Source organism: Caulobacter vibrioides OR37, from assembly GCF_000372645.1.
GTDB lineage: Bacteria > Pseudomonadota > Alphaproteobacteria > Caulobacterales > Caulobacteraceae > Caulobacter > Caulobacter vibrioides_E.
In genome coordinates this window covers 111,190-133,516 of record NZ_APMP01000002.1, presented here as the reverse complement: position 1 = coordinate 133,516, position 22,327 = coordinate 111,190, and the positions used below count along the sequence as shown (strand labels likewise).

18 protein-coding genes and 1 pseudogene are annotated in these 22,327 nt (G+C 69.3%); 11 read left to right on the top strand and 8 right to left on the bottom strand.

Features of this window, described 5'->3' with window-relative positions; translation table 11 throughout:
* Positions 1 to 77: 77 nt before the first annotated feature.
* The 10 genes and pseudogenes from OR37_RS03375 to OR37_RS03330 all read left to right on the top strand — a co-directional run bounded on the left by OR37_RS03375 (position 78) and on the right by OR37_RS03330 (position 12,051).
* Entirely contained in the window at positions 78 to 1,871 is a 1,794-nt protein-coding gene (locus tag OR37_RS03375) for a cation:proton antiporter domain-containing protein (RefSeq protein WP_004615806.1), read from the top strand.
* Between the two features lie 143 nt (positions 1,872 to 2,014).
* The gene (locus tag OR37_RS03370) at positions 2,015 to 2,842 is read left to right on the top strand and encodes a class I SAM-dependent methyltransferase (protein ID WP_004615805.1); all 828 of its coding nucleotides are present in this window, start codon (positions 2,015 to 2,017) and stop codon (positions 2,840 to 2,842) included.
* A 58-nt stretch (positions 2,843 to 2,900) separates the two neighbouring features.
* Positions 2,901 to 3,545: a TetR/AcrR family transcriptional regulator gene (locus OR37_RS03365; protein ID WP_004615804.1), complete on the top strand. Its 645-nt coding sequence runs from the start codon at positions 2,901 to 2,903 to the stop codon at positions 3,543 to 3,545.
* On the top strand, positions 3,542 to 4,525 hold the full coding sequence (locus OR37_RS03360; protein WP_004615803.1) for an HlyD family secretion protein: 984 nt from the start codon (positions 3,542 to 3,544) through the stop codon (positions 4,523 to 4,525). Before OR37_RS03365 ends, OR37_RS03360 begins: the two co-directional genes overlap by 4 nt.
* Positions 4,522 to 5,442, top strand: a complete 921-nt coding sequence (locus tag OR37_RS03355) for an ABC transporter ATP-binding protein (RefSeq protein ID WP_004615802.1) — start codon at positions 4,522 to 4,524, stop codon at positions 5,440 to 5,442. Before OR37_RS03360 ends, OR37_RS03355 begins: the two co-directional genes overlap by 4 nt.
* On the top strand, positions 5,439 to 6,611 hold the full coding sequence (locus OR37_RS03350; protein ID WP_004615801.1) for an ABC transporter permease: 1,173 nt from the start codon (positions 5,439 to 5,441) through the stop codon (positions 6,609 to 6,611). Before OR37_RS03355 ends, OR37_RS03350 begins: the two co-directional genes overlap by 4 nt.
* 334 nt (positions 6,612 to 6,945) lie before the next feature.
* Positions 6,946 to 8,150, top strand: a pseudogene (locus OR37_RS22310) (OmpA family protein).
* Positions 8,151 to 8,609: 459 nt separating this feature from the next.
* The gene (locus OR37_RS03340) at positions 8,610 to 10,496 is read left to right on the top strand and encodes a ribonucleoside-diphosphate reductase subunit alpha (protein ID WP_165570564.1); all 1,887 of its coding nucleotides are present in this window, start codon (positions 8,610 to 8,612) and stop codon (positions 10,494 to 10,496) included.
* A 204-nt stretch (positions 10,497 to 10,700) separates the two neighbouring features.
* On the top strand, positions 10,701 to 11,636 hold the full coding sequence (locus OR37_RS03335) for a lipid A-modifier LpxR family protein (RefSeq protein WP_004615797.1): 936 nt from the start codon (positions 10,701 to 10,703) through the stop codon (positions 11,634 to 11,636).
* A gap of 73 nt (positions 11,637 to 11,709) precedes the next feature.
* Positions 11,710 to 12,051: a hypothetical protein gene (locus tag OR37_RS03330; protein ID WP_004615796.1), complete on the top strand. Its 342-nt coding sequence runs from the start codon at positions 11,710 to 11,712 to the stop codon at positions 12,049 to 12,051.
* Positions 12,052 to 12,089: 38 nt separating this feature from the next.
* Here the strand turns inward: OR37_RS03330 and OR37_RS03325 are convergent, their stop codons facing one another.
* The 7 genes from OR37_RS03325 to OR37_RS03295 form a co-directional block, all read right to left on the bottom strand.
* A complete protein-coding gene (locus tag OR37_RS03325) occupies positions 12,090 to 13,514 on the bottom strand; it encodes a M20/M25/M40 family metallo-hydrolase (protein ID WP_004615795.1) in 1,425 nt (474 codons plus the stop codon).
* A gap of 86 nt (positions 13,515 to 13,600) precedes the next feature.
* A complete protein-coding gene (locus OR37_RS03320; protein ID WP_004615794.1) occupies positions 13,601 to 14,665 on the bottom strand; it encodes an alpha/beta fold hydrolase in 1,065 nt (354 codons plus the stop codon).
* Positions 14,666 to 14,816: 151 nt separating this feature from the next.
* Entirely contained in the window at positions 14,817 to 16,088 is a 1,272-nt protein-coding gene (locus OR37_RS03315) for a patatin-like phospholipase family protein (protein WP_004615793.1), read from the bottom strand.
* A 6-nt stretch (positions 16,089 to 16,094) separates the two neighbouring features.
* On the bottom strand, positions 16,095 to 16,784 hold the full coding sequence (trhA, locus tag OR37_RS03310) for a PAQR family membrane homeostasis protein TrhA (RefSeq protein WP_035016891.1): 690 nt from the start codon (positions 16,782 to 16,784) through the stop codon (positions 16,095 to 16,097).
* A gap of 129 nt (positions 16,785 to 16,913) precedes the next feature.
* Positions 16,914 to 17,684 carry a sulfite exporter TauE/SafE family protein gene (locus tag OR37_RS03305; RefSeq protein WP_004615790.1) on the bottom strand — a complete coding sequence of 257 codons (771 nt, stop codon included), beginning with the start codon at positions 17,682 to 17,684 and terminating at the stop codon, positions 16,914 to 16,916.
* A gap of 38 nt (positions 17,685 to 17,722) precedes the next feature.
* On the bottom strand, positions 17,723 to 18,760 hold the full coding sequence (locus tag OR37_RS03300; protein WP_004615789.1) for an aldo/keto reductase: 1,038 nt from the start codon (positions 18,758 to 18,760) through the stop codon (positions 17,723 to 17,725).
* Positions 18,761 to 18,772: 12 nt separating this feature from the next.
* A complete protein-coding gene (locus tag OR37_RS03295) occupies positions 18,773 to 19,939 on the bottom strand; it encodes an MFS transporter (protein WP_004615788.1) in 1,167 nt (388 codons plus the stop codon).
* Between the two features lie 97 nt (positions 19,940 to 20,036).
* On the opposite strand from OR37_RS03295, the gene OR37_RS03290 reads away from it, so the two are divergent.
* Positions 20,037 to 20,966, top strand: a complete 930-nt coding sequence (locus OR37_RS03290) for a LysR family transcriptional regulator (RefSeq protein ID WP_004615787.1) — start codon at positions 20,037 to 20,039, stop codon at positions 20,964 to 20,966.
* 160 nt (positions 20,967 to 21,126) lie between these two features.
* Here OR37_RS03290 and OR37_RS03285 read toward each other — a convergent pair whose 3' ends face one another.
* A complete protein-coding gene (locus tag OR37_RS03285; protein ID WP_004615786.1) occupies positions 21,127 to 22,173 on the bottom strand; it encodes an aspartate-semialdehyde dehydrogenase in 1,047 nt (348 codons plus the stop codon).
* Positions 22,174 to 22,327 lie beyond the last annotated feature (154 nt).

Here is a 22,327-nt window from a genome sequence, read left to right as displayed (position 1 = left end):
AGTAGAGCCTGTCGGCCGGGTTTGGATTGTTCCATCCAGACCCGGCGGTTTAGGATGGCCTCCGCGAAGGAGGGCGTGTGGCGCACGAGGTATCCCCAGAGAGCTACAAGGACCTGGTCCTTTTCCTGGCGACCGCCGGCATCGTCGCGCCGTTGTTCAAGCGCCTGAGGATCAACCCGATCCTCGGCTATCTGCTGGCCGGGGTAATCCTGGGGCCCTTTGGCCTGGGGCGGTTCATCCCCGTCGCGCCCTGGCTGAACCACGTCACCGTCGACAAGCCCGACGAGATCGCCCAGCTGGCCGAGTTCGGCGTCGTCTTCCTGCTGTTCATGATCGGGCTGGAGCTGTCGTGGGAGCGGCTGCGCCTGATGCGCAAGCTGGTGTTCGGCCTGGGCGCGATCCAGGTGGTCGGAGGCTCGCTGGCCCTGGGCGCGGCCGCCATGCTGCTGGGCCAGGCGCCGATGGCCGCCCTGGCGATCGGCGCGGCCCTGACCTTGTCGTCCACCGCCATCGCCGTGCCGGTGCTGGCCGAGCGCCGTCGCCTGCATTCCGAGGCCGGCCGCGCGACCTTCTCGGTGCTGCTGTTCCAGGACCTGGCCGTGGCGCCGATCCTGATCACTCTGGAGATCCTCGGGCGCGGCCACGGCGGCTTCCAGCCGCGCGACCTGATCTCGCTGGTCCCGGCGGGCATTGGCCTGGGCGTCATCGTCCTGGTCGGGCGCCTGGCGCTGCGGCCGATGATGCGCTCGGTCGCCAAGGCCAAGAGCGAAGAAATGTTCATGGCCGCCTGCCTGCTGGTGATCATCGGGGCGGGGCTGGTCAGCGCGCTGTCGGGGCTGTCGATGGCGCTGGGGGCGTTCGTGGCCGGGGTGCTGCTGGCCGAGACCGAGTACCGCCGCGAGGTCGAGGTCAAGATCGAGCCGTTCAAGGGACTGCTGCTGTCGCTGTTCTTCGTGTCGCTGGGCATCAGGCTGGACCTCTCGCTGCTGGTCGCCCATCCGGCCCTGATCCTGGGCGCGGCGGCGGGCCTGCTGGTCGTCAAGGCGGCGGTGGTGTTCGGCGCCGGCCTGGCCATGGGGCTGGACCGCCGGGCGGCGATCGAGGCCGGCCTGATCCTGGCGGCCGGCGGCGAGTTCGCCTTCGTGCTGCTGGACAACGCCGTGGGCGCGGGCGTCGTGCCGGCCGCCATCGGCCACGCCGTGCTGGTCTCCGCGACCCTGACCATGTTCCTGATCCCGGCCCTGGCCGCGCTGGGCGGCCGCGTCGGACGCCGCGCGCCCGTCGCCCAGCCCAGCGAGGCGCCGCCCCGCTCCGCGCCGGTCCAGCATGTCGGCGATGAGCCCGCCGGCCAGGTTCTGATCGTCGGCTATGGCCGGGTCGGCAGGCTGGTGTCCGACATGCTGGGCCGCCACGACCTGCCCTGGCTGGCGGTCGAGCGCGACGCGCGTCTGGTGGAGCAGGGACGGCGCGAGGGCGGACGCATCTATTACGGCGACGCCTCGCGCCTGGAACTGCTGGAGCGCTGCGGCCTGGCCACCGCCAAGGCGGTGATCGTCACCATGGACTCCCCGGACTCGGCCGAGGCGGTGGTCGCCGCGACCCGAGCCGCGCGGCCGGACGTGTCGATCGTGGCGCGGGCCCGCGACGCCCGCCACGCCGCGCGGCTCTACGAGCTGGGCGCCACCGACGCGGTGCCCGAGACCATCGAGGCTAGCCTACAGCTGTCGGAAGCGGCGCTGGTCGACATCGGTGTGCCGATGGGCCTGGTCATCGCCTCGATCCACGAGCGCCGCGACGAGTACCGCAAGGCGCTAAATCGCCCCGACGCCCTGGGCGGCCGTCGTCGCCGACTTCGCGACGCAAGCCTCTAGAGCCCTTTCCGATCTGATTGATCCAATCAGATCGGATAAAAAGGGCTCTAAATCAAAAGTTTAGAGCATTTTTCGATCCGATAACCGTTTCACACTTATCGGAAAATGCTCTAGGTCGGTGGGCTTCGAAGAAGGAGCAAAGCATGGCCGATAACCGCGACATGTCCGCCTATTGGGACCGGACTGGCCGGGTCTGGGTCGAGCAGCAGGAACTGCTGGACCGGCTGTTCGCGCCGATCGCCGAGGCGGTGGTCGACCGCGCCGACTTGCGGAACGGCGAGCATGTGCTGGACGTCGGCTGCGGCGCCGGCGCGACCACCTTCGCGGCGGCCTGGCGGGTGGGACCCAGCGGGCGGGCGGTCGGCGTCGACATCTCGGCGCCGCTGGTCGAGCTGGCTCGGAGACGGGCGGGCGAGGCGGGGCTGGAGGGCGTGACGTTCCAGCTGGCCGACGCCCAGACCGAGGCCTTCTCGCCCGGCTTCGACGCCCTGGTCTCGCGCTTCGGGGTCATGTTCTTTCCCGATCCGGTCGAGGCTTTCGTCAATCTGCGGCGAGCGCTGAAGCCGGGCGGTCGTCTGGCCTTCGCCTGCTGGCGGGGGCCGGAGGACAATCCGATCTCGGAGGTTCCGTTGCGGGCCGCGGCGCCGTTCCTGACCGAGCTCCCGGCCTTCGAGCGGAACGCGCCGGGCCGCTTTGGCTTCGCCGATCCGGATCGGGTGCGGGGCGTTCTGGCGGAAAGCGGCTGGCGCGACGTCGCCATCGAGGCGCTGGACGACCCGACCCCGGTCAGCGCCGACGAACTGCTGACCATGAGCGTGCGCGTCGGTCCGTTGAACCCGATCCTCGGCGCCCTGGACGAGGCGGCGCGGGAGCCGATCCGCGCGGCGGTCGCCAGGGCGCTTGAGCCCTATATCGAGAAAGGCGTGGCGCGCATGAACTCGGCTTGCTGGCTGGTCTCGGCCAAGGCTTGAGTTCGCTCGGGCGCGTCTGTATATAACCGGCCAGTCAGTTAATTGACGAGGCCGGCCCATGCAGCCCGGACAACCCAAATGGCGGCGGCGCAGCGAGGCGCGACCCGGCGAGATCACGCGGGCCGCGCTCGATGTCTTCGCCGAGAAGGGGTTCGCGGCCGCCAAGCTGGACGAGATCGCCGCCCGCGCCGGCATCTCCAAGGGCGCGCTCTATCTCTATTTCGAGACGAAGGAGGACATCTTCCGCGCGGTGGTGCGCGAGTCGGTGGCGCCCAATCTCGACATGGCCGAGACCATCCTGGCCCAGACGACCCTGCCGTTCGCGGACATGATGCGGCTGATGTTCGGCCGTGTCGGCGAGGTGGCGGAAACCACCCGCCTGGGCGCGGTGATCAAGCTGGTCATCGGCGAGTCGCGCAATTTCCCGGAACTGGCCCGCGTCTGGCATGACGAGGTGGTCAGCCGGACGCTGTCGGCGCTGAGCGGCGCCCTGTCCAGGGCCCAGGCGCGGGGCGAGCTGCGCCAAGGCGATCCGCGCTTGCAGGCGTTCAGCCTGATGGGGCCGCTGCTGATGGGCGTGGTCTGGCGCGAGACCTTCGTCCCCGTCGGCGCGCCGGACCTGGATCTGAAGGCGCTGATCGCGCAGCACGGCGAAACCGTGCTGGCCGGTCTGGCGCCGGCCCAGTCGGGGGCTTCGGCGTGAAGCCCGCGGTCCGCGTCGCCGCCGTCGTGGTCGGGCTCGGCGTCGCCGGCTTTCTGGGCTGGCGGCTGCTGGGCCCGGACGCCCATCGGCCGCCGCGCCTGTCCGGCTATGTCGAGGGCGAGACCCTTTATGTCGGCGCGCCGAACGCGGGGCTGGTCAGCGTCGTGGCCGTGCAGCGCGGCGACCGCGTCCAGGCCGGCCAGCCGCTGTTCGCCCTGGACGCGGCCCAGCTGACCTCCGCGCGCGACCAGGCCGCCGCCCAGGTGGCGTTGGCGACGGCGCAGCTGAACGACGGCCGCAAGGGACAGCGTCCGCAGGAACTGGCCGTCTATGACGCCGAGAAGGCCGCCGCCGAGGCCCAGGTCCGCCAGGCCCAGGCCGACTACGACCGCGTCGCGCCGCTGGTGGGCAAGGGCATCTACGCGCCGGCCAAGCTTGATCAGGTCAAGGCCGCGCTCGACAGCGCCCGCGCCAGCGCCGCCGAGGTCGCGCGGCGCAAGACCGTTGGCCAGCTGGGCCAACGCCCGGACGCCGTCCGCGCGGCGGAATCGGCCGTCGCCTCGGCCAAGGAGGCCCTGGCGGCGGCGCAGAACCGACTGGATCAGATCAGCCCTCGCGCGCCGGTCGCCGCCCGGGTGCAGGACGTCTTCTATCAGCCGGGCGAATGGACGGCGGCCAACCAGCCGATCGTCGCCCTGCTGTCCGACGCCCGCGTGCGTCTGCGCTTCTTCGTCCCCGAGCGCGACGTCGCCCGCTACGCGCCCGGTACGACGGTGCGCTTCAGCTGCGACGGCTGCGGACCCGAGCGCTCGGCGGTGATCAACTATGTCAGTCCCCGGTCGGAGTTCACCCCGCCGGTGATCTACAGCCGCGAAGCTCGCCAGCGCCTGGTGTTCCTGGTCGAGGCTCGGCCCGACGCCGGGCCGCCTCTCGCCCCGGGTCAGCCGGTCGACGTGGTCCCACTGGGGGGCGAGCGGTGATCGATCTGGCGGTCGACGTCCGGGGGCTGAACAAGAGTTTCGGCCCGCGCCACGTGGTGCGCGACGTCTCGATCCAGGTCGGCCGGGGGCGGATCACCGGCTTCCTGGGGCCTAACGGCTCGGGCAAGACCACGACCTTGCGGATGCTGTGCGGCCTGCTCACGCCCGACAGCGGCGAGGGGCGGGTGCTGGGCCTGGATTTCCGGCGCGACGCCGAGGCGGTCAAGCGCCAGACCGGCTACATGACCCAGAAGTTCTCGCTCTACGAGGACCTGTCGATCGAGGAGAACCTGGCGTTCGTCGCGCGGGTGCACGAACTGGACCGGCGGCGCGAGCGGATCCAGGAAAGCCTGGACCGCCTGGGCCTGAGCGCCCGGCGCAAACAGCTGGCCGGGTCGTTGTCGGGCGGCTGGAAGCAGCGCCTGGCCCTGGCCGCCAGCGTGATGCACGAGCCCAAGCTGCTGCTGCTGGACGAGCCGACGGCCGGCGTCGATCCCAAGGCTCGCCGCGAGTTCTGGGACGAGATCCACGCCCTGTCGGCGGGCGGCCTGACCGTGATGGTCTCGACCCACTACATGGACGAGGCCGAGCGCTGCCACGACATCGCCTATATCGCCTATGGCAAGCTGATGGCGCGCGGGACGGCCGGGGCGGTGATCGCCGACTCGGGCCTGATCACCTTCCGCGCCGAAGGGGCCGGCGCCGACCGTCTGGCCGACGAGCTGGCGGCCAAGCCGGGGGTGATCATGGCCGCCCCGTTCGGCGCGGCCCTGCATGTCAGCGGCGTCGACCGCGCGGCGCTGGAGGCGGCTATCGCGCCCTATCGCCGGCCGCCCCTGAGCTGGACCGAGGTCGCGCCGACGCTCGAGGACGTGTTCATCCGGCTGATGAGCCAGTCGTCGGACAATTTCCAATGAGCGGGGCGGCGGATCGCGGCCGGGCCTCCGGAGGTCTTTCCGGCGCGCGCATCCTGGCCGTGCTGATCAAGGAGTTCATCCAGCTCACCCGCGACCGGCTGACCTACGCCATGATCCTGGTGATGCCGATCGTGCAGCTGCTGCTGTTCGGCTATGCGATCAACAACGATCCCCGCGACCTGCCGACCGCGGTTCTGGTCCAGGACCAGGGACCGATGGCGCGTTCGACCCTGTCGGCCCTGGTCAACACCGGCTATTTCAAGATCGTCCGCGCCGCGTCCTCGCCCGGCGAGCTGGACGAGGCCGTGGCGCGCGGCGAGGTCCAGTTCGCCCTGACCATTCCGGCCGACTTCACGCGGCGCGTGGCGCGCGGCGATGACGCCCAGATCCTGGTCGAGGCCGACGCCTCGGACCCCGCCGCCACCGGCGGGGCGATCGCGGCGCTGTCCAGCCTGCCGACCACGGCCCTGTCGCGCGATCTGGTCGGCGCTGTCGCTCAGCGGGGTCAGGGCGCGTCGGCGAGCGCGCCGTTCGCGGTGGTGATCCACCGCCGCTACAATCCCGAGGCCATCACCGCCTACAACATCGTGCCGGGCCTGCTGGGCGTGATCCTGTCGATGACTCTGGTGATGATGACGGCCTTGGGCGTCACGCGAGAGTACGAGCGCGGCACGATGGAGAGCCTGCTGGCCACGCCGGCGCGGCCGATCGAGGTGATGATCGGCAAGCTGGCGCCGTATGTGGCGGTCGGGCTGATCCAGACGGCGGTGATCCTGGTGCTGGCCCGCGCGCTGTTCCAGGTCCCGATGGCCGGCGGCTGGGTCGCCCTGTCGCTGGGCGTCATGCTGTTCATCGTCGGCTCGCTGGCCCTGGGCTTTCTGATCTCGACCCTGGCCCGCACCCAGCTGCAGGCGATGCAGATGTCGTTCTTCTACATGATGCCGTCGATGCTGCTCTCGGGCTTCATGTTCCCGTTCCGAGGGATGCCGGGCTGGGCTCAGGCCCTGGGCGACGTGATTCCGGTGACGCATTTTCTTCGGGTGGTGCGCGGCGCCCTGCTCAAGGGGCTGGACGTGGCTCAGCTATGGTCAAGTCTTTCCGCGCTCGGACTGTTCGTCCTGGTGATCTCCGCGTTGGCGATGGCGCGCTACAGAACGACCCTGGACTGACCGATATCCTGTCTGGACTTGGATTTAGGGCGCTCAAGGTGGGGATTTTTGGCGACTGTCGCCGCTTGTCGGGCCTTTTCCTCGGCTCAAGCCCTTGCGCCGGACCTATTCACGTGCGAACGCAAAGACGCTGACGCTTCCCACAAGCGGATGTTGGCGGACACGCTCGGATGTTGATTCTGAGGGGCGGTCTTGTTTAGCTTTCCTGAGCAATAGCGAAGGGGCGAAACCTGACGAGTGTGTCTTTGCTGACACTTTCCCGTGGCGTTCGCCTTGGTATAACGATGCTCGGTCGGTATCCGGCCTGGGCAGGGCAATAGAGGGCTCTTCAACGATGAAACTCAACCTCCTGGCGGGAGCTGCTCTGGCCGCGGTGTTCGCCGCGTCGGGCGTTTCGGCCCAAGAGACCGGCTGGTACGGCGCGGTCGATCTTGGCTATCACTGGCCGCAAGCCATCAAGTCCGAGTCGGAAGTGAATGCGCCGGACGGCGATCATTATCACTGGGCTTGGAAGTCTAAGGACGACTGGGCGGGCTTCGTTCGTCTGGGCTACCAGTTCGACCCGCACTGGCGCGCTGAAGTCGAAGGCGGCTACCGCCCCGGCGACCTGAAGGCCGTTCACGGTCCGGGCGTGCGCACCCCGGTTGGTCTCTGCACCCCCGGCGTGACGCGCACGGCCGCTTCCGCCGTCTGCGGTGCTCCGGACGGCTCGATCGAGTCCTGGACCCTGATGGCGAACGTCCTTTACGACTTCGCCCCGAATTCGTGGATCAACCCGTTCGTCGGCGTCGGCGTCGGCATCAACCGTCTGGACGTCAAGGCCCTGGGCCAGTTCAGCAACGTCGGCGCTATTTCCGCGACGAACGCCGCGATCCAAAACCTGTCGGTCGACGACAACGACATGGCCGTGGCCTACCAAGCCATCGCCGGCGCTTCGATCAAGGCTTCGGACAAGCTGAAGATTGACTTCACCTACCGCTATATCAGCGGTGCTGATCACTCTTGGCAGACGACGGGTTCGGGCGCCTTGGCGCCGGGCGCGTTCACCGGCGAGTACAAGGACCAGTCGCTGACCGTGGGTCTGCGCTACTCGTTCGCGTCGCCGCCGCCCCCGCCGCCGCCGCCCCCCCGCCGCCGCCGCCTCCTCCGCCTCCGCCCCCGCCGCCTCCCCCGCCGCCGCCGCCTCCGCCGCCGCCGCAGTACGAGGCTCGCGAGTTCATTGTGTACTTCCCGTTCGACCAATCGGTCCTGACGGCGGACGCGCAATCGGTGGTCACGGAAGCGGCTAAGTACGCCAACGCTGGTCACGCCACGAAGATCGTGGTCGTCGGTCACACCGACACCTCGGGTTCGGTGAAGTACAACATCAAGCTGTCGGAACGCCGCGCCAAGGCCGTCGCCGACGCTCTGGTGTCGCAAGGCGTGCCGCAGTCCGTGCTCGGCGTGGACTGGAAGGGCAAGAGCCAACCGGCCGTCGCCACCGGCGATGGCGTGAAGGAACCGCTGAACCGCCGTTCCACGATCTCGATCAACTTCTAAGATCGAATCACACTGCTACGGGGAGGGCCCGGCGGAAACGCCGGGCCCTTTCTCTTTGGGCGTCGCCTTGGCGTTTCGCGGGCGCGCCGATCTTGCCCCAAAGGCCGGCCGGCGAGGCTTTCGCCGAGGCCTCCCTGGGCCTCCGCCGACGCGGTCCTGTCCACCGCGCGCCCCTATCCCTTGTGGTCCGTCTGTTAGCGAACGACGTTGTCCGGGGGCGGATGTCTGGGAGCCGCTTGCGGCCTCCTGTCGCGCCTGAAAAAAGTTCGCTGGCGCAACCCGTTGATCCTGCCTCACAAGTTCGCGGCGTGCACAGTTTGTTAACGAAAAACTCGCCCGCGAGGCGTTGACGAGTCATTCACCACTATGGCCCCATATGTGGGTTGAGGGGGCTCCTCAGCCACAACATGTAGCGGCTGGCCGGGGCGTTTCCCTTCTCCGGAACACGCTGATTGAGCAATGGATTCGGTCATGAACGGCAGTGAAGCGGTGAAGACGAGCGTTCGGAACGAAGCCCGGCTGACGGCGATCAAGCCGTCGCAACGACCCCAGCTGGCGCTGGTGCGCAAGGTCGAGGTCGACCGCTCCCGCGACGCCTTGCTGACCGATTTCGGCAAGACCACGCTGGAAGACCGCTATCTCCTGCCGGGCGAAAGCTATCAGGACATGTTCGCGCGCGTCGCCACGGCTTTCGCCGACGACGCCGACCACGCCCAGCGCGTCTACGACTATATGAGCCGCCTGTGGTTCATGCCGGCCACGCCGGTGCTGTCGAACGGCGGCGCCGATCGCGGCCTGCCGATCAGCTGCTTCCTGAACGCGGTCAATGACAGCCTGGACGGCATTCTCGGCGTCTGGAACGAGAACGTCTGGCTGGCGGCCAATGGCGGCGGCATCGGCACCTACTGGGGCGGCGTCCGCTCGATCGGCGAGAAGGTCAAGGGCCAAGGCCAGACCTCGGGCATCATCCCCTTCATCCGCGTGATGGACTCGCTGACCCTGGCGATCAGCCAAGGCTCGCTGCGCCGCGGCTCGGCCGCCGTCTATCTCGACATCCACCACCCCGAGATCGAGGAGTTCCTCGAGATCCGCAAGCCGTCGGGCGACTTCAACCGCAAGTCCCTGAACCTGCACCACGGCATCAACATCACGGACGAATTCATGTTCGCCGTGCGCGACGGCAAGAAGTTCGGCCTGCGCTCGCCCAAGACCGGCGAAGTGCTGCGCGAGGTCGACGCCCGCGCCCTGTGGCAGAAGGTGCTGGAGCTGCGCCTGCAGACCGGCGAGCCCTATCTGATCTTCTCGGACAGCGTGAACCGCGCCATGCCCCAGCACCAGCGGGAGTTGGGCCTGAAGGTGCGGCAGTCGAACCTGTGCAGCGAGATCATGCTGCACACCGGCACGGACCATCTGGGCAACGAGCGGACCGCCGTCTGCTGCCTGTCGTCGGTCAACGCCGAAACCTTCCTGGAATGGCGCGACCATCCGCTGTTCATCGAGGACGTCATGCGCTTCCTCGACAACGTCCTGCAGGACTTCATCGACCGCGCCCCCGACGCGGCCTCGACGGCCGCCTACGCCGCCATGCGCGAGCGTTCGGTGGGCCTGGGCCTGATGGGCTTCCACAGCTTCCTGCAAAGCCAGAACGTGCCGTTCGAGAGCGCCCTGGCCAAGAGCTGGAACATGCGGATGTTCAAGCACCTGCGCCGCGAGGCCGACAAGGCCTCGATCAAGCTGGGCGAGGAGAAGGGCCCGTGCCCCGACGCCGCCGACCGCGGCTCCATGGAGCGCTTCTCGCACAAGCTGGCCATCGCCCCGACCGCCTCGATCTCGATCATCTGCGGCGGCACGTCGGCGGGCATCGAGCCGATCCCGGCCAACATCTACACCCACAAGACCCTGTCGGGCTCCTTCGCGGTCAAGAACCCCTATCTGGAGAAGCTGCTCGAGGAGAAGGGCCATAACACCGACGCGGTGTGGGGCTCGATCCTGGAGCACGAGGGTTCGGTCCAGCACCTGGACTTCCTGAGCCAGGACGACAAGGACGTCTACAAGACCGCCTTCGAGCTGGATCAGCGCTGGGTGATCGAACTGGCCGCCGACCGCACGCCGGAAATCTGCCAGAGCCAGTCGGTCAACGTCTTCCTGCCGGGCGACGTCGATAAGTGGGATCTCCACATGCTGCACTGGTCGGCCTGGGAGCGCGGCGTGAAGAGCCTGTACTATCTGCGCTCCAAGTCGGTGCAACGCGCGGCCTACGCCGGCGCCGAGGGCAAGGGCGAGGCGACGGGCGGCTTCGACGCTCCGGCCAAGACCGACTACGAGGAATGCCTGGCCTGCCAGTAGGCCGGCGGCCCTCCAAACAGGCATTCAGAAGCACATCGGACGGCGGCGCGGGCGATCGCGCCGCCGTCGCGCGTTTGGGCGGGCGGCTCCGAAATCAGGCGGAACCTTGGTCGATGATCGCGGTTCATCCTGTGCGCATCCGTCGCGATGGACAGACACGGCGAAGCGCGTAGGCTGGGTGTCCATTGGGATGGGGATTCCGCGATGCGGACCGCTGGGGAGCGAACCGTCTTTTGCGCCATGGCCGTGATCGCGGCCATCAGCGCCCACGCGACCTTGGCCCATGCCGGGCAGCCGGCCGCCAAGATGTCCTTCGTCGTTAAACTCGAGGCGGATCGTCCGATCATCCCGCCCGCTAGCGGGGCGGGCTTCGCGGCGCTGGATCCCGCCGCGTCCGAGGCCAGGCTGGAGGGCGGCTTCGCCCTTTCTCCCGCTGGAACGGCTGGCGACGCCCGCCTTCTGGACGCCGATCGCTATTACGCGGGCGTCGGCCCGGTGAGCTGGCGCTCGAACGCCTTCACCCACCAGGCCGAACCCGGCGGGCCGATCGACTCGGTGCGCGTCTCAGTCGGCGGCGTGGCCCGCGTGGCCGCCGTCGCGCCCCTGGTCCTGGTCCGCCCCGGCGCCGAGGCCTACGAGGCGCGCGATGTCGACGTCACCGTCACGCGCGGCTGGCCGGCGGCGATGCAATTTGGCGACGGCAAGTACGCCCTGGACGTCACTCCGCACGCCGGCGTGGGCTTCGGCGGCAGCGGCGGCTCGGCGGAGGCCGGCGCCACGGTGCGCCTGGGCAAGGCGATGAAGGGGCAGGTCCAGGATGCCTTGGGCCTGCATGACGGCGACGCGACCTTCGGCGACCGGGGGCGCTGGTACATCTACGCCGCCGCCAGCGGGCGCGCGGTCGGCTTCAACATGCTGCGCGGCCAGAACGGCGACTGGAGCCGGGCCGGCCTGACCCAGGACGCCGCCAGCCGCCTGATCGGCGACAGCCAGGCGGGCGTCGCCTGGCGGCGCGGACCCATGCAGGCGTCGCTGGGCTATATCCATCGCGAGATCCGCGCCAAGGACGGCATCATGGGTTTGGCCACCCAGAAGGACGACGTCGTGGCTCTGTCCTTCAGCCTGAAGCCGCGCTGGTAAGTCCTATAAGGCTTGTGTTTCGGGCCGCTTTCATGCAGCAAGCCCGGGTCCTTCCACAGCCGCCAGCGATGTCATGAGCGAAAGCGAGCCCCCGCGCCGCAAGACCCTGAGCCTCAAGAGCCCGGTCGCCGCCCCCGGCGGGCCGCCGCCGCTTGAGCGCATGGTCAAGCCGTCGGCTCGCACGACCGTGTTCACGCCCCAGGCGGCGCCACCGCCGCCGCCTCCGCCGCCCGCGCCCACCGGCGACTGGAAGTGCAAGCCGTGCGGCACGCGCTTCGACCCGCCGGCCGAGCTGGCCGACGAGGACTCGGTCCGCTGTCCCTCGTGCAACGCCCGCCTGGGGCTGGCCAGCGACTTCCGCGCCGATCCGCCCAATGTGGCCAAGCTGCGCGCGCGCTGGCTGAAGAAGGCCTGAACCGGGTCCAGGCCTTCGCCCGCCAGAGCCCGACGCCTTCAATCGGCGTCGGCGTAGATCTTCACCAGCTCGGTCAGCAGTTCGCGGCCGGTGTAAAGCGCCCGAACCGCCAGGCGCTCATTGAGGCCGTGCGTGCCGTTGCCGTCCGGGTCGCTGAACGTCCCCGGCGGGCCGTAGGACGGGATGCCGATCGCCTCGAGGAAGATGCCGTCGGTGGCGCCGGTCGACATGGTGGGAACCAGCGGCGCGCCCGGATAGTACTTGGCGACCAGCTTTTCCGCCGGGCCGATCACCTTTGGATCCAGGGGCGGCGGCTGGGCCAGCGGCCCGCGCATCGGCCGGGTCGTGACCGTGACCTTGGGATCGTTGATCGCCGCCGCCAGCGCCGCGCGGACGCTTTCGACGGTCTCGCCGGGGAAGACCCGGCAGTTGATGTTGGCGCTGGCCCGCTGGGGCAGGGCGTTGTCGGCGTGGCCCCCGGTCAGCGTCGTGGCCACGCAGGTGGTGCGCAGCATCGAGTGGTAGCTGCGATCGGTGTTGACGATGGCCTCGGCCGCCTTGTCGGTCGGATCCTTCGATAGCGCCACCATCGCCTTGCCCAGGTCGTCGCCCCGCGCGGCGCCGGCGCGGGCGAAGAAGGCCTGGGTCGTCGGGCTCATCTGCAGCGGAAAATCAAGATCCCGGATCCGCGTCAGCGCGTCGGCCAGCTCGTAGATGGCGTTGTCGCGAACCGGAACCGAGCTATGGCCGCCCGGATTGGTCGTCTCGACCCGGAACTGCGCCACCGCCTTTTCGCCGACATGCATACTGGCAGTCACGACCTTGCCCTTACCGTCGGTGCGCCCGCCGCCGCCCTCGTTCAGGGCGAATTCGGCGGCGACCAGATCGGGCCGGTTCTTGGTCAGCCATTCGGCTCCGTTGAACGGCGAGCCGCCTTCCTCGCCGCAGGTCAGGGCCAGCTTGATCGCGCGCTTGGGGCGATAGCCCTGGGCCTTGAAGCGGGTCATGGCGTCGATCCAGATGGCGTCCATGGCCTTCATGTCCGCCGTACCCCGGCCATAGAAGTAGCCGTTCTCCTCGACCAGCTTGTACGGGTCGCGGGTCCAGTCCTCGCGCTTGGCCACGACCACGTCGAGATGGCCCAGCAGCAGCAGCGGCTTCAGCGTCTTGGAGGTTCCGGGCAGGACGGCGACGATGCCGCCCTCCTTGGGGTAGTTCGGGTCGGCGAAGCGCGTGATCTGGCCGTCGCCATAGCCGGCCTGGCGCAGACGCGCCTCGATCTTGTCCGCCAAGGCCGTGCAGCTGCCCGTCGTGGCGCTGGTGTCGGTCTCGACCAGCTCCTGATAGAGCGCGCGAAACGCGGTCTGGTCCGGGCGAAGCGGAGCCGGCGTTTGCGCCCGCGCCGCCGCCGGCAGCGCCGCCGCCAGAGCGAAGGCGGTCAGAAATTTCGTCGATGGCCGCATCAAGGCCTCCCCCTTTTGCCTGAACGGCATAGAGGCATGTCCGGCGCCGCTTGAGAACCGTCCGCGTTCGACCGGCCGATATCCGCCTATTGCGAAAGCAGCTTCGCCAAATCCGTCTTCCAGAACCGGGCCGAGGTGTGCGTGCCGTGGCCACGGGTTTCGACCGAGGCTGGGATCAGCACGAAGCGCGCCATCGGCATCCGTTTGACCATGCGTTCGGCAAGGCCCAACTCGGGCGGATTGATGAAGTCATCGGCCGAGTTCACCCAGAGCACCGGCACGGTGATCTTCTCCAGCCCCGGCGACGGGTCATAGTCGCGCGAGGCGTCCAGGTAGTAGAGCGCGTCATTGGCCTCGTAGGCGCTGGTCATGCGCGCGAAGGACTGCTCCAGCGCCTTGTCGGCCGCTTCGCGGGTTGGATACTGGGCCTGAAGCGCGATCGGATTGGCGCCGGCGATGATCTGCAGGTCGGCGGCGGCGCGGATGCCCGCGATCGGCTGGGTCGTGTAGTTCCCGTTCATCCAGGCGGGGTCGGCCTTGATCGCGTCGATGGCCATCTTGCGCCACATGCGATTGCGGCCGGCCAGGGCGACCGTGTTGCAGGCGAACGGCGCCAGGCGCTCAGCGAATCCTGGATAGGTCTCGCCCCAGACAAAGGCGTGCATGCAGCCCATGGACGTACCCAGGATCAGCTTCAGCCGCGTCACGCCCAGGCCCTCGACCAGCAATCTGTGCTGCAAGGCGACCATGTCGTCGTAGTCGTAGTGCGGAAACGTCATCCGCAGGCCGTCGCTGGGCTTGGACGAGCCTCCGTGGCCTATGTTGTCGGGCAGGATCACGAAGGTCTTGCCGATGTCCAGCGGCTGGCCCGGGCCGTAGAGTTCGTCGGCGAACACCGGAACCAGGAAGTTCTTGCCCGAGCCGCCCGTGCCATGCAGCACCATGACCGCGTTGTCGATCCGCCCCTTGGCGTCGCGGTGCGGCGTGCCCAGCGTCGTGTAGTGCAACCGGACCTCGGCCAGCGTCTCGCCCGACTTGAAGGTGACGTCGCGGGCGATGAAGTCGCCCTCCTTGGTCGGCCAATCGGCGGCGCGGGTCGAGACAGGGAGCAAAAGGGCGAGCGCCAGAAGCGCGAGGATCGAGCGTTTCATGCGGCGAGCCTAGAGCCTTATCCGCTCGAATGGTATCATTCGAGCGAAAAAATAAGGCTCTAAATCAAACATTTAGAGTGTGATAGCCGAAACCGCTCACACTTTCGGCTATCACACTCTAGCGCCTGTCTGGTTTAGATGGAACCAGGGGTCAAGGGTGGGGTTCCAGCGGCGCGGCGGCGTCCACGGGACCCGACGCGTCGCGGACGACGAGGCCAACGCCGGGCGAGACGGGCGGGGTCTGCTTCTTGAACAGGCCGCGCCACAGGCTTTGTTCCTCGACCGCGCTGGTCCAGGCCTGGCCGGTCAGGGCCTGCTGCTGGCCCGCGTCGTAGATCCGCCGCATCAGCTCGGTCTCGAACTTCAGAAGGTTCGCGCCCTCGAAGGCGTTGGGGATCGAGGCCACCGAGAGCGGCAGGTTGTGGCGCGAGCAGAACCCCGCCGCCAGGCTGAGGGCCTGACGGTACGAGAACCGCAGCATGGTCTCGAAGCTGCGGCTCATGATCGAGGCCACGCCCGGCGGCGTGGACTGGGTCGAGGGGTCCAGCACCGTGTTGACGATCACGTGCACGCGGCCGCGCCGCAGGCGAGAGCCCAGGTTGCGCCAGTGCAGCAGGGCGTCGGGCATCAGAAACAGCGGCGCGGCGACGCCGCCGTCGACGTGCATCTCCTGCAGATGCTGGCCGTCGGCCTCGACGTCGATCAGCTTGGGCGGAAAGATGCCGGGCACCGAGGACGAGGCGACCAGCAGGGTGCGGAACAGCTTCAGCGCCGCCTCGCCGCCGCGCGCGGCGATCTCGCCCATGTCCCAGACCACGGCCCGCTGGCTGTCCAGATTGGTGGTGGCGATCAGCAGGCGACGGCCCTTCAGGTGCTCGGCGGCGATGGCGGCGATCATCTCCTGATCGACGAAGGCCTCGACCAGCGCGTCTAGCGATTCGCCCTTGAAGATGCTGGGGCCGAGCGCGGGGCCCAGGCGTCGGAAGCTCAAGAGCTCCGCCGCGTGGCCGCCGACATAGGCGTCGGTCAGGCGCTCGTCCCAGGCCGGACCGAGGAAGGCCAGCGGCGCGATCAGGGCGCCGGTGCTGACGCCGGTGACGATGGCGAAGTCGGGACGGCGGCCGGCCAGGGTCAGGCCGGTCAGCAGCCCCGCGCCATAGGCGCCGCCGGACGCCCCGCCCGACAGGGCCAGGATGTTGAACTCGTCGCGGCCCAGCAGCGAGCGCATCGGGGCCAGACGGTCGGCGGCCTGCTTCAGGGCGTCGTCGGCCTGGTCGACGGTCAGGCGCACGCCCGGGAAGCCGATGGCCTCGACGGGGCGATCGCCCGTCGGCGTGGGCAGGCGCTTGCCGCGCAGCGGGTCGACGGTCTTCCGATCGCGGAAGAAGCTCTGCAGGTTGATCTTGCCGGGATCCCTGTCCACGACGGCCTAGCGCGCGCCGGCCAGCACCACGCCCACCAGCACGGCCGCGTAGTGCAGCCCCGCGCCGCCGATCACGTGCCCGTGCCAGATGGCGCGGCGGAACTTCAGGCGTCGCATCAGGTAGAAGATGGTGCCGGTGGAATAGACGACGCCGCCGATGGCCAGCAGCAGCAGGGCCACCCAGGACAGGCCGTCGATCATCGGCTTGATGGCCACCAGGACCAGCCAGCCGAGGGCGAGATAGAGGCCGACCCAGAACCGCTTGTCCAGGCCGGGCAGCAGCAGCTTGGCGAACACGCCGGCGCCGGCCACGGTCCAGACGGCGGTCGTCATGCCGATGGCCCACCAGCCATGCAGGTTCTGGGTGGTGAAGGGCGTGTACGAGGCGGCGATCATCACGAAGATCCCCGCGTGGTCGAAGCGGCGCAGCAGCGGGCGCCAGCGGGCCTTGGCGAAGTTGTAGGCGGTCGACAGCGACAGCATCAGGATCAGGCCGACCGTGTAGATGCTGACGGCGACCACCTGGTTGAGGTTGCCCAGGCCAAAGGCCAGGCCCAGCAGGATGCCGCCGCCCAGCAGGGCGCAGGCCAGGCCCGCCAGGTGAACGATCAGGTCGGCGCACTTGGCCGCCGGCGTCGGATAGTGGGTCGCCGTCTGGGTCGCGACGAGATCGGTGGAGGTGCTGGTCGTGGTCATGGCCCGCCCCGGGTGCGTTGTGCTGTACGTCCGAACGCTAGGTTCGTTCCATGACATATAAGCGTCGATCATCATGGCCTTGAAAGGGCCGTCCGGCCGAAAATCGCTCGGGAGGTCAAAAGGCCGCGCTCAGGCGATGAGGCCTCGGGCTCCGTCGAGGACAAGCTTGCCGCCGACCAGGACCAGCAGCACGTAGATCACCCGGTAGAAGCCCTCGGCCGGCACGCGGCGCACCACCCAGACCCCGGCCCAGGTCGAGGCGATGGCCAGGGGCAGCAGCACCCCGGCGGTAGCCAGCACCTTGGGCGTGAAGGCGCCCAGAGCGACATAGGCCGGGACCTTCATCCAGTTGACGGTCGCGAAGAAGATGGCGCTGGTGCCGATGAAGGCGTCGCGCGGCAGGCGGCGGGGCAGCACGTAGATCTGAAACGGCGGGCCGCCGGCGTGGGCGATCTGGCTGGTGAAGCCGGCCGCCGCGCCGCACAGGGCGCCCAGCCAGGCACGGCCGGGCGCGGCCGCGACCTGTTCCGCCGCGCTGACCGCCCGCTCGGCCCATAGGCGTTGCAGGGCGAAGACGACCGAGATCGCCCCCACCGCCAGCTCGACCGCCGCCTCCTTGACGAAGGCGGCCAGGGCCCAGCCCAGGAAAACGCCGACGGCGGCGGCCGGCAGCATCAGGAGCAGCAGGCCCTTGTCCCAGCTCTTCCGGAAGGCCCAGACGCTGACCACGTCCTGGACCAGCAGGATCGGCAGGGTGATCGAGGCGGCCATGACCGGCGAGACGGCCAGGGCCATCAGCGGCACGGCCACCACCCCGATCCCGGCGAACCCGCCCTTGGCCATGCCCAGCAGGATCACGGCAGGAATGGCCACGGCGTAGAACAGGGGATCGGTCAGCATGAGTGGGGATTAGAGCTTTTCCGATCGGTGCGAAACGGTCATCGAATCGAGACCTGCGGCGGGTTCACGGTCCGAAAGCCGCCCTCGCGCCAGTAGGGGTAGTAGGGATAGGCTGGGGTCGTCGCGCTGGCGGCGTCCAGCTGGGCCATTTGCTGAGCCGTCAGGACCCAGCCGACCGCCCCGAGGTTTTGGCGCAGTTGGTCTTCGGTCCGGGCGCCGATGATGACGCTGGACACCGTCGGGCGCTGGAGCAGCCAGTTGATCGCCACTTGCGAGATGGTCTTGCCTGTCTCGGCGGCGGTGGCGTCCAGGGCCTCGACCACGCGAAAGAGGCGTTCGTCGTCCACTGGCGGGCCGGCGTCGGCCGTCTCGCGCAGGCGGCTCGTCTCCGGCAACGGCTGGCCGCGGCGAATCTTGCCGGTCAGGCGGCCCCACCCCAGCGGGCTCCAGACCATGGCGCCGACCCCCTGGTCCGCGCCCAGCGGCATCAGCTCCCACTCGTAGTCGCGGCCGACCAGCGAATAATAGGCTTGGTGGGCCACATAGCGCGGCCAGCCGTGGCGGTCGGCGGCGGCCAGGGATTTCATCAGCTCCCAGCCCGCGAAGTTGGAGGCGCCGACATAGAGCACCTTGCCGGCGCGGACGAGGTCGTCGAGGGCGGCCAAGGTCTCCTCGACCGGCGTGGTCCCGTCGAAGGCGTGAAGTTGAAGAAGGTCGATGCGGTCGGTGCGCAGGCGTCCGAGCGCCTTTTCGACGCCGTCGATTAGCTTCGGGCGCGAGGCTCCGCCGGCCCCGTCACCGGTGGGGAGGCCCAGCTTGGTCGAGATCAGCGCCCGCTCGCGGCGGCCCGCCAGGGCGGCGCCCAGGATCTCTTCCGACGCGCCGTTCGAATAGACGTCGGCGGTGTCGAACAGGGTGACGCCGGCTTCCAGGCAGATATCGACGATGCGGCTGGCGCCGGCGGCGTCGGTATCGCCCCAGGCCGAGAACAGTGGGCCCCGGCCGCCGAATGTGCCGGCGCCGAACGAAAGGGCGGGGACCTTCAGGCCGGACCGGCCGAGCGCGCGATATTCCATGAACCTTGCTCCTTAGGCGATCGACGGTTGGGCGCGGCGTTCGAGCGCCAGGGAGAAGCCCGCCAGCGCCAGGGCCGACAGCGGCACGGCGGCGGCCACCAGCGGGATGGCGGAGAGGCCCGGGCCGTGGGCGATGACCGCCCCGCCCAGCCAGGCGCCGAAGGCGTTGCCGAGGTTGAAGGCGGCGATGTTCAGGCTGGAGGCCAGGCCCTGGCCCGCGCCGCCGGCCTGGCTCAGCACCCGCATCTGCAGCGGCGCGACGGTGGCGAAGGCGGCCGCGCCCAGCAGGAAGGCGGCTATCACCGCGCCGACCTGGCTGTGGAAGGCCAGGGCCGAGCCGGCCATGACCAGGGTCAGCGCCGCCAGGGTCCCGACCAGGGCGGCGTTCAGGCCCTTGTCGGCCCAGCGTCCGCCGACCAGATTGCCGCCGACCAGTCCCGCGCCGAACACGAGCAGGATCGGCGAGACGGCCGCCTTCGAGAAGCCGGCCAGCTCGGTCAGGATCGGCTGGATATAGGTGAAGACCGCGAACACGCCGCCGAAGCCGAGAACGGTCATCAACAGGCCAAGCTGCACCTGCGGCCGGGCCAGCACGGCGAACTCCTCGCGCAGGGGCGCCGGCTCGACCTTGTCCTGGGCGGCGGGAACCAGCGCGGCCAGGACCACGAAGGCGAGGGCGCCGACGCCGGCCACGGCCCAGAAGGCCATCCGCCAGCCGAAGGCCAGGCCCAGCCAGGCGCCGAACGGCACGCCCAGCAGGGTGGCGATGGTCAGGCCCGTGAACATGATCGAGATGGCCGAAGCCTTGCGCTCGGGCGCGACCAGCGAGACGGCGACCAGCGAGCCGACGCCGAAGAAGGTGCCGTGGGCCAGGGCCGTGACCAGCCGGGCGGCCATCAGGATTCCGTAGGTCGGGGCGATCGCCGCCAGGGCGTTGCCGACCGTGAAGATCGCCATCAGCACCAGCAGGGTGGTCTTGCGCGGCAGTCGGCGGGTCAGAAGGGTCAGGATCGGCGCGCCGACGAAGACGCCCAGCGCGTAGCCGGTCATCAGCAGGCCGGCGGTGGGGATCGAGACGCCAAGATCGGCGGAGACCTGCAGCAGCAGCCCCATGATGATGAATTCGGTGACGCCGATGCCGAAGGCGCCGACGGTCAGGGCATAGAGGGCGATAGGCATGACGGCCGGCTCCATTGATGTCAGGCGGTCAGATAGCGCCGCGCGCGTCTGTGAATTAGATTGCGGCCAGGAACTTCACTTGTGATTTGAGGGCACGATGGCGCGCCAGGAGATCAATCGCTCGGGCGAGATGGAGGTCTTCGCCCGCGTGGTCGAGGAAGGTGGCTTCACGGCCGCCGCCAAGGCCATGGGCATGACCCCGTCGGCGGTCAGCAAGCTGGTGGCGCGGCTGGAGGCCCGGCTGGGCTCGCGGCTGGTGAACCGCTCGACGCGCAAGCTGCGACTGACGGCCGAGGGTCTGACCTTCCACGAGCGCGCCCTGCGGGTGCTGGCCGACCTGGACGAGGCCGAGCGGTCGGTGGCGGCCTGCGCGGTCCCCCGGGGGCGGCTGCGGATCAATTCCAATGTGCCGTTCGGCCTGCATCACCTGTTGCCCCTGATCCCGAGGTTCACGGCCCTGCATCCGGAGGTGCAGGTCGACGTGACCTTGACGGACCAGGTCATCGATCTCTTGGACGAACGCGCGGAAGTGGCGATCCGCGTCGGGCCTCTGCGGCCCTCGCAGCTGGTGGCCAAGAAGCTGGGCGACAGCCGCACCGTCCTGGTGGCTTCGCCGGACTATCTGGCGCGGCGCGGGACGCCGAGGCGTCCCGACGACCTGGCGGGCCACGACCTGATCACCTTCAACTTCTCGCGCCAGTGCGACGAGTGGCCGTTTCTGATCGATGGCGAGCGGGCGTACTATCCGGCGCACGGTCGGGCCATGGTCGGGGACGGCGAGTGCGCGACCCACTTGGCCCTGGCCGGGCAGGGGATCACCAAGCTGGGCATCTTCCACATCGTCGACCATATCCGGGCCGGGCGCCTGGTTCCGGTTCTGGACGACTTCAATTCGGGGGAGCTGGAGACGATCAGCGCCGTCTATGTCGGCCACGCGGGCCCGCTGCCGGCGCGGGTGCGGGCCTTCATCGACTTCCTGGCGGCGGAGGTCGATGTCGACTGGCCGATGGCGCGGGCGGTGGCTTAGCGCCCCCTCCGTCTCGCCGCGTATCCGCGGCGATCCACCTCCCCCTTTGCAAGGGGGAGGAGATTGGTTCTCCTCCCTCGCGAAGCGGGGGAGGTGTCGCGGCGCGGATATGCGCCGTGTATGCGCCGTGACGGAGGGGGCGCTAAAGGCTTGCCGTGCTCTACGCGCCCAGCATCACCTCGGCGATCTGCACGGCGTTCAGGGCCGCGCCCTTGCGCAGGTTGTCGCCGACCACGAACAGGGCCAGGCCATGCGCGACGGTCGGGTCCGGACGGATGCGGCCGACGAACACCGGGTCCTGTCCGGTGGCCGCCAGCGGGTTGGGGACGTCGTCCAGCACGACGCCCGGCGCGTCCGTCAGCAGCGACGCGGCCTCGGCGGCCGAGATCGGCCGCTCGAACTCGGCGTTGATCGACAGCGAGTGGCCGGTGAAGACCGGCACGCGCACGCAGGTGCCGCTGACCGGCAGGCCGGGGATCTCGAGGATCTTGCGGCTCTCGTCGCGCAGCTTGACCTCCTCCTCGGTATAGCCGTCCTCGACCACGCGGTAGTTCAGCGGCACGACGTTGTAGGCCAACGGGACGGCCCACTTCACCGGCGCGGGCAGGGGCGCGGCGTCGGGCGAGCGGGCCAGGCCTTCCAGGTCGCCGTCCAGGCCGGCGTTCAGCTGGCCGGACAGCACCTGGATGCCCGCCACGCCCGCGCCCGAGGCGGCCTGGTAGGTGCTGACGGTCAGGCGCTTGAGGCCCGCCTTGTCGTGCAGGGGCTTCAGCACCGGCATGGCGGCCATGGTGGTGCAGTTGGGATTGGCGACGATGCCCTTCTTGATGCTCTTCAGCGCGTGCGGATTGACCTCGGCCACGACCAGCGGGACGTCGGGATCGCCGCGCCAGGCCGAGCTGTTGTCGATCACCACGGCCCCGGCCGCCGCCGCGCGCGGAGCCAGCTCCAGCGACGTCCCGCCGCCGGCCGAGAAGAACACGATGTCGAGGCCCGCGAAGTCGGCGGTCGAGGCGTCCTCGACGACCACCGTCTGGCCCTTGAAGTCGATCTTGGTCCCGGCCGAGCGGGCCGAGGCGAACAGGCGCAGCTCGGCCAGCGGGAAGTCCCGCTCGGCCAGCAGCTCGCGCATCATGCCGCCGACCAGGCCGGTGGCGCCGACGACGCCGACGCGGGGCGGATGGGATCGGGAAAACTTGAAGTGCATAGCAAGGCGTCTCCTGGTGATGCGGAGGCGCGGGAGCTTCAAGGATCTCGTGGTCGAGAGAGCCGCCCCGCGCATCGGCGGGGCTGACTTCGGATGCTGGCTAGTTCGCGCACGCACCCGACGACGCCCCGCCGCGGCGGGTCGTTTTCGGGCT

Bases quoted from the DNA above. Each gene is read 5' to 3' on its own strand.
- OR37_RS03335 (WP_004615797.1), top strand. From the start codon at position 10,701: ATGCGGACCGCTGGGGAGCGAACCGTCTTTTGCGCCATGGCCGTGATC.
- OR37_RS03340 (WP_165570564.1), top strand. From the start codon at position 8,610: ATGGATTCGGTCATGAACGGCAGTGAAGCGGTGAAGACGAGCGTTCGG.
- trhA (WP_035016891.1), bottom strand. From the start codon at position 16,784: ATGACCACGACCAGCACCTCCACCGATCTCGTCGCGACCCAGACGGCG.
- OR37_RS03350 (WP_004615801.1), top strand. From the start codon at position 5,439: ATGAGCGGGGCGGCGGATCGCGGCCGGGCCTCCGGAGGTCTTTCCGGC.
- OR37_RS03290 (WP_004615787.1), top strand. From the start codon at position 20,037: ATGGCGCGCCAGGAGATCAATCGCTCGGGCGAGATGGAGGTCTTCGCC.
- OR37_RS03325 (WP_004615795.1), bottom strand. From the start codon at position 13,514: ATGCGGCCATCGACGAAATTTCTGACCGCCTTCGCTCTGGCGGCGGCG.
- OR37_RS03285 (WP_004615786.1), bottom strand. From the start codon at position 22,173: ATGCACTTCAAGTTTTCCCGATCCCATCCGCCCCGCGTCGGCGTCGTC.
- OR37_RS03330 (WP_004615796.1), top strand. From the start codon at position 11,710: ATGAGCGAAAGCGAGCCCCCGCGCCGCAAGACCCTGAGCCTCAAGAGC.
- OR37_RS03295 (WP_004615788.1), bottom strand. From the start codon at position 19,939: ATGCCTATCGCCCTCTATGCCCTGACCGTCGGCGCCTTCGGCATCGGC.
- OR37_RS03320 (WP_004615794.1), bottom strand. From the start codon at position 14,665: ATGAAACGCTCGATCCTCGCGCTTCTGGCGCTCGCCCTTTTGCTCCCT.
- OR37_RS03370 (WP_004615805.1), top strand. From the start codon at position 2,015: ATGGCCGATAACCGCGACATGTCCGCCTATTGGGACCGGACTGGCCGG.
- OR37_RS03300 (WP_004615789.1), bottom strand. From the start codon at position 18,760: ATGGAATATCGCGCGCTCGGCCGGTCCGGCCTGAAGGTCCCCGCCCTT.
- OR37_RS03365 (WP_004615804.1), top strand. From the start codon at position 2,901: ATGCAGCCCGGACAACCCAAATGGCGGCGGCGCAGCGAGGCGCGACCC.
- OR37_RS03305 (WP_004615790.1), bottom strand. From the start codon at position 17,684: ATGCTGACCGATCCCCTGTTCTACGCCGTGGCCATTCCTGCCGTGATC.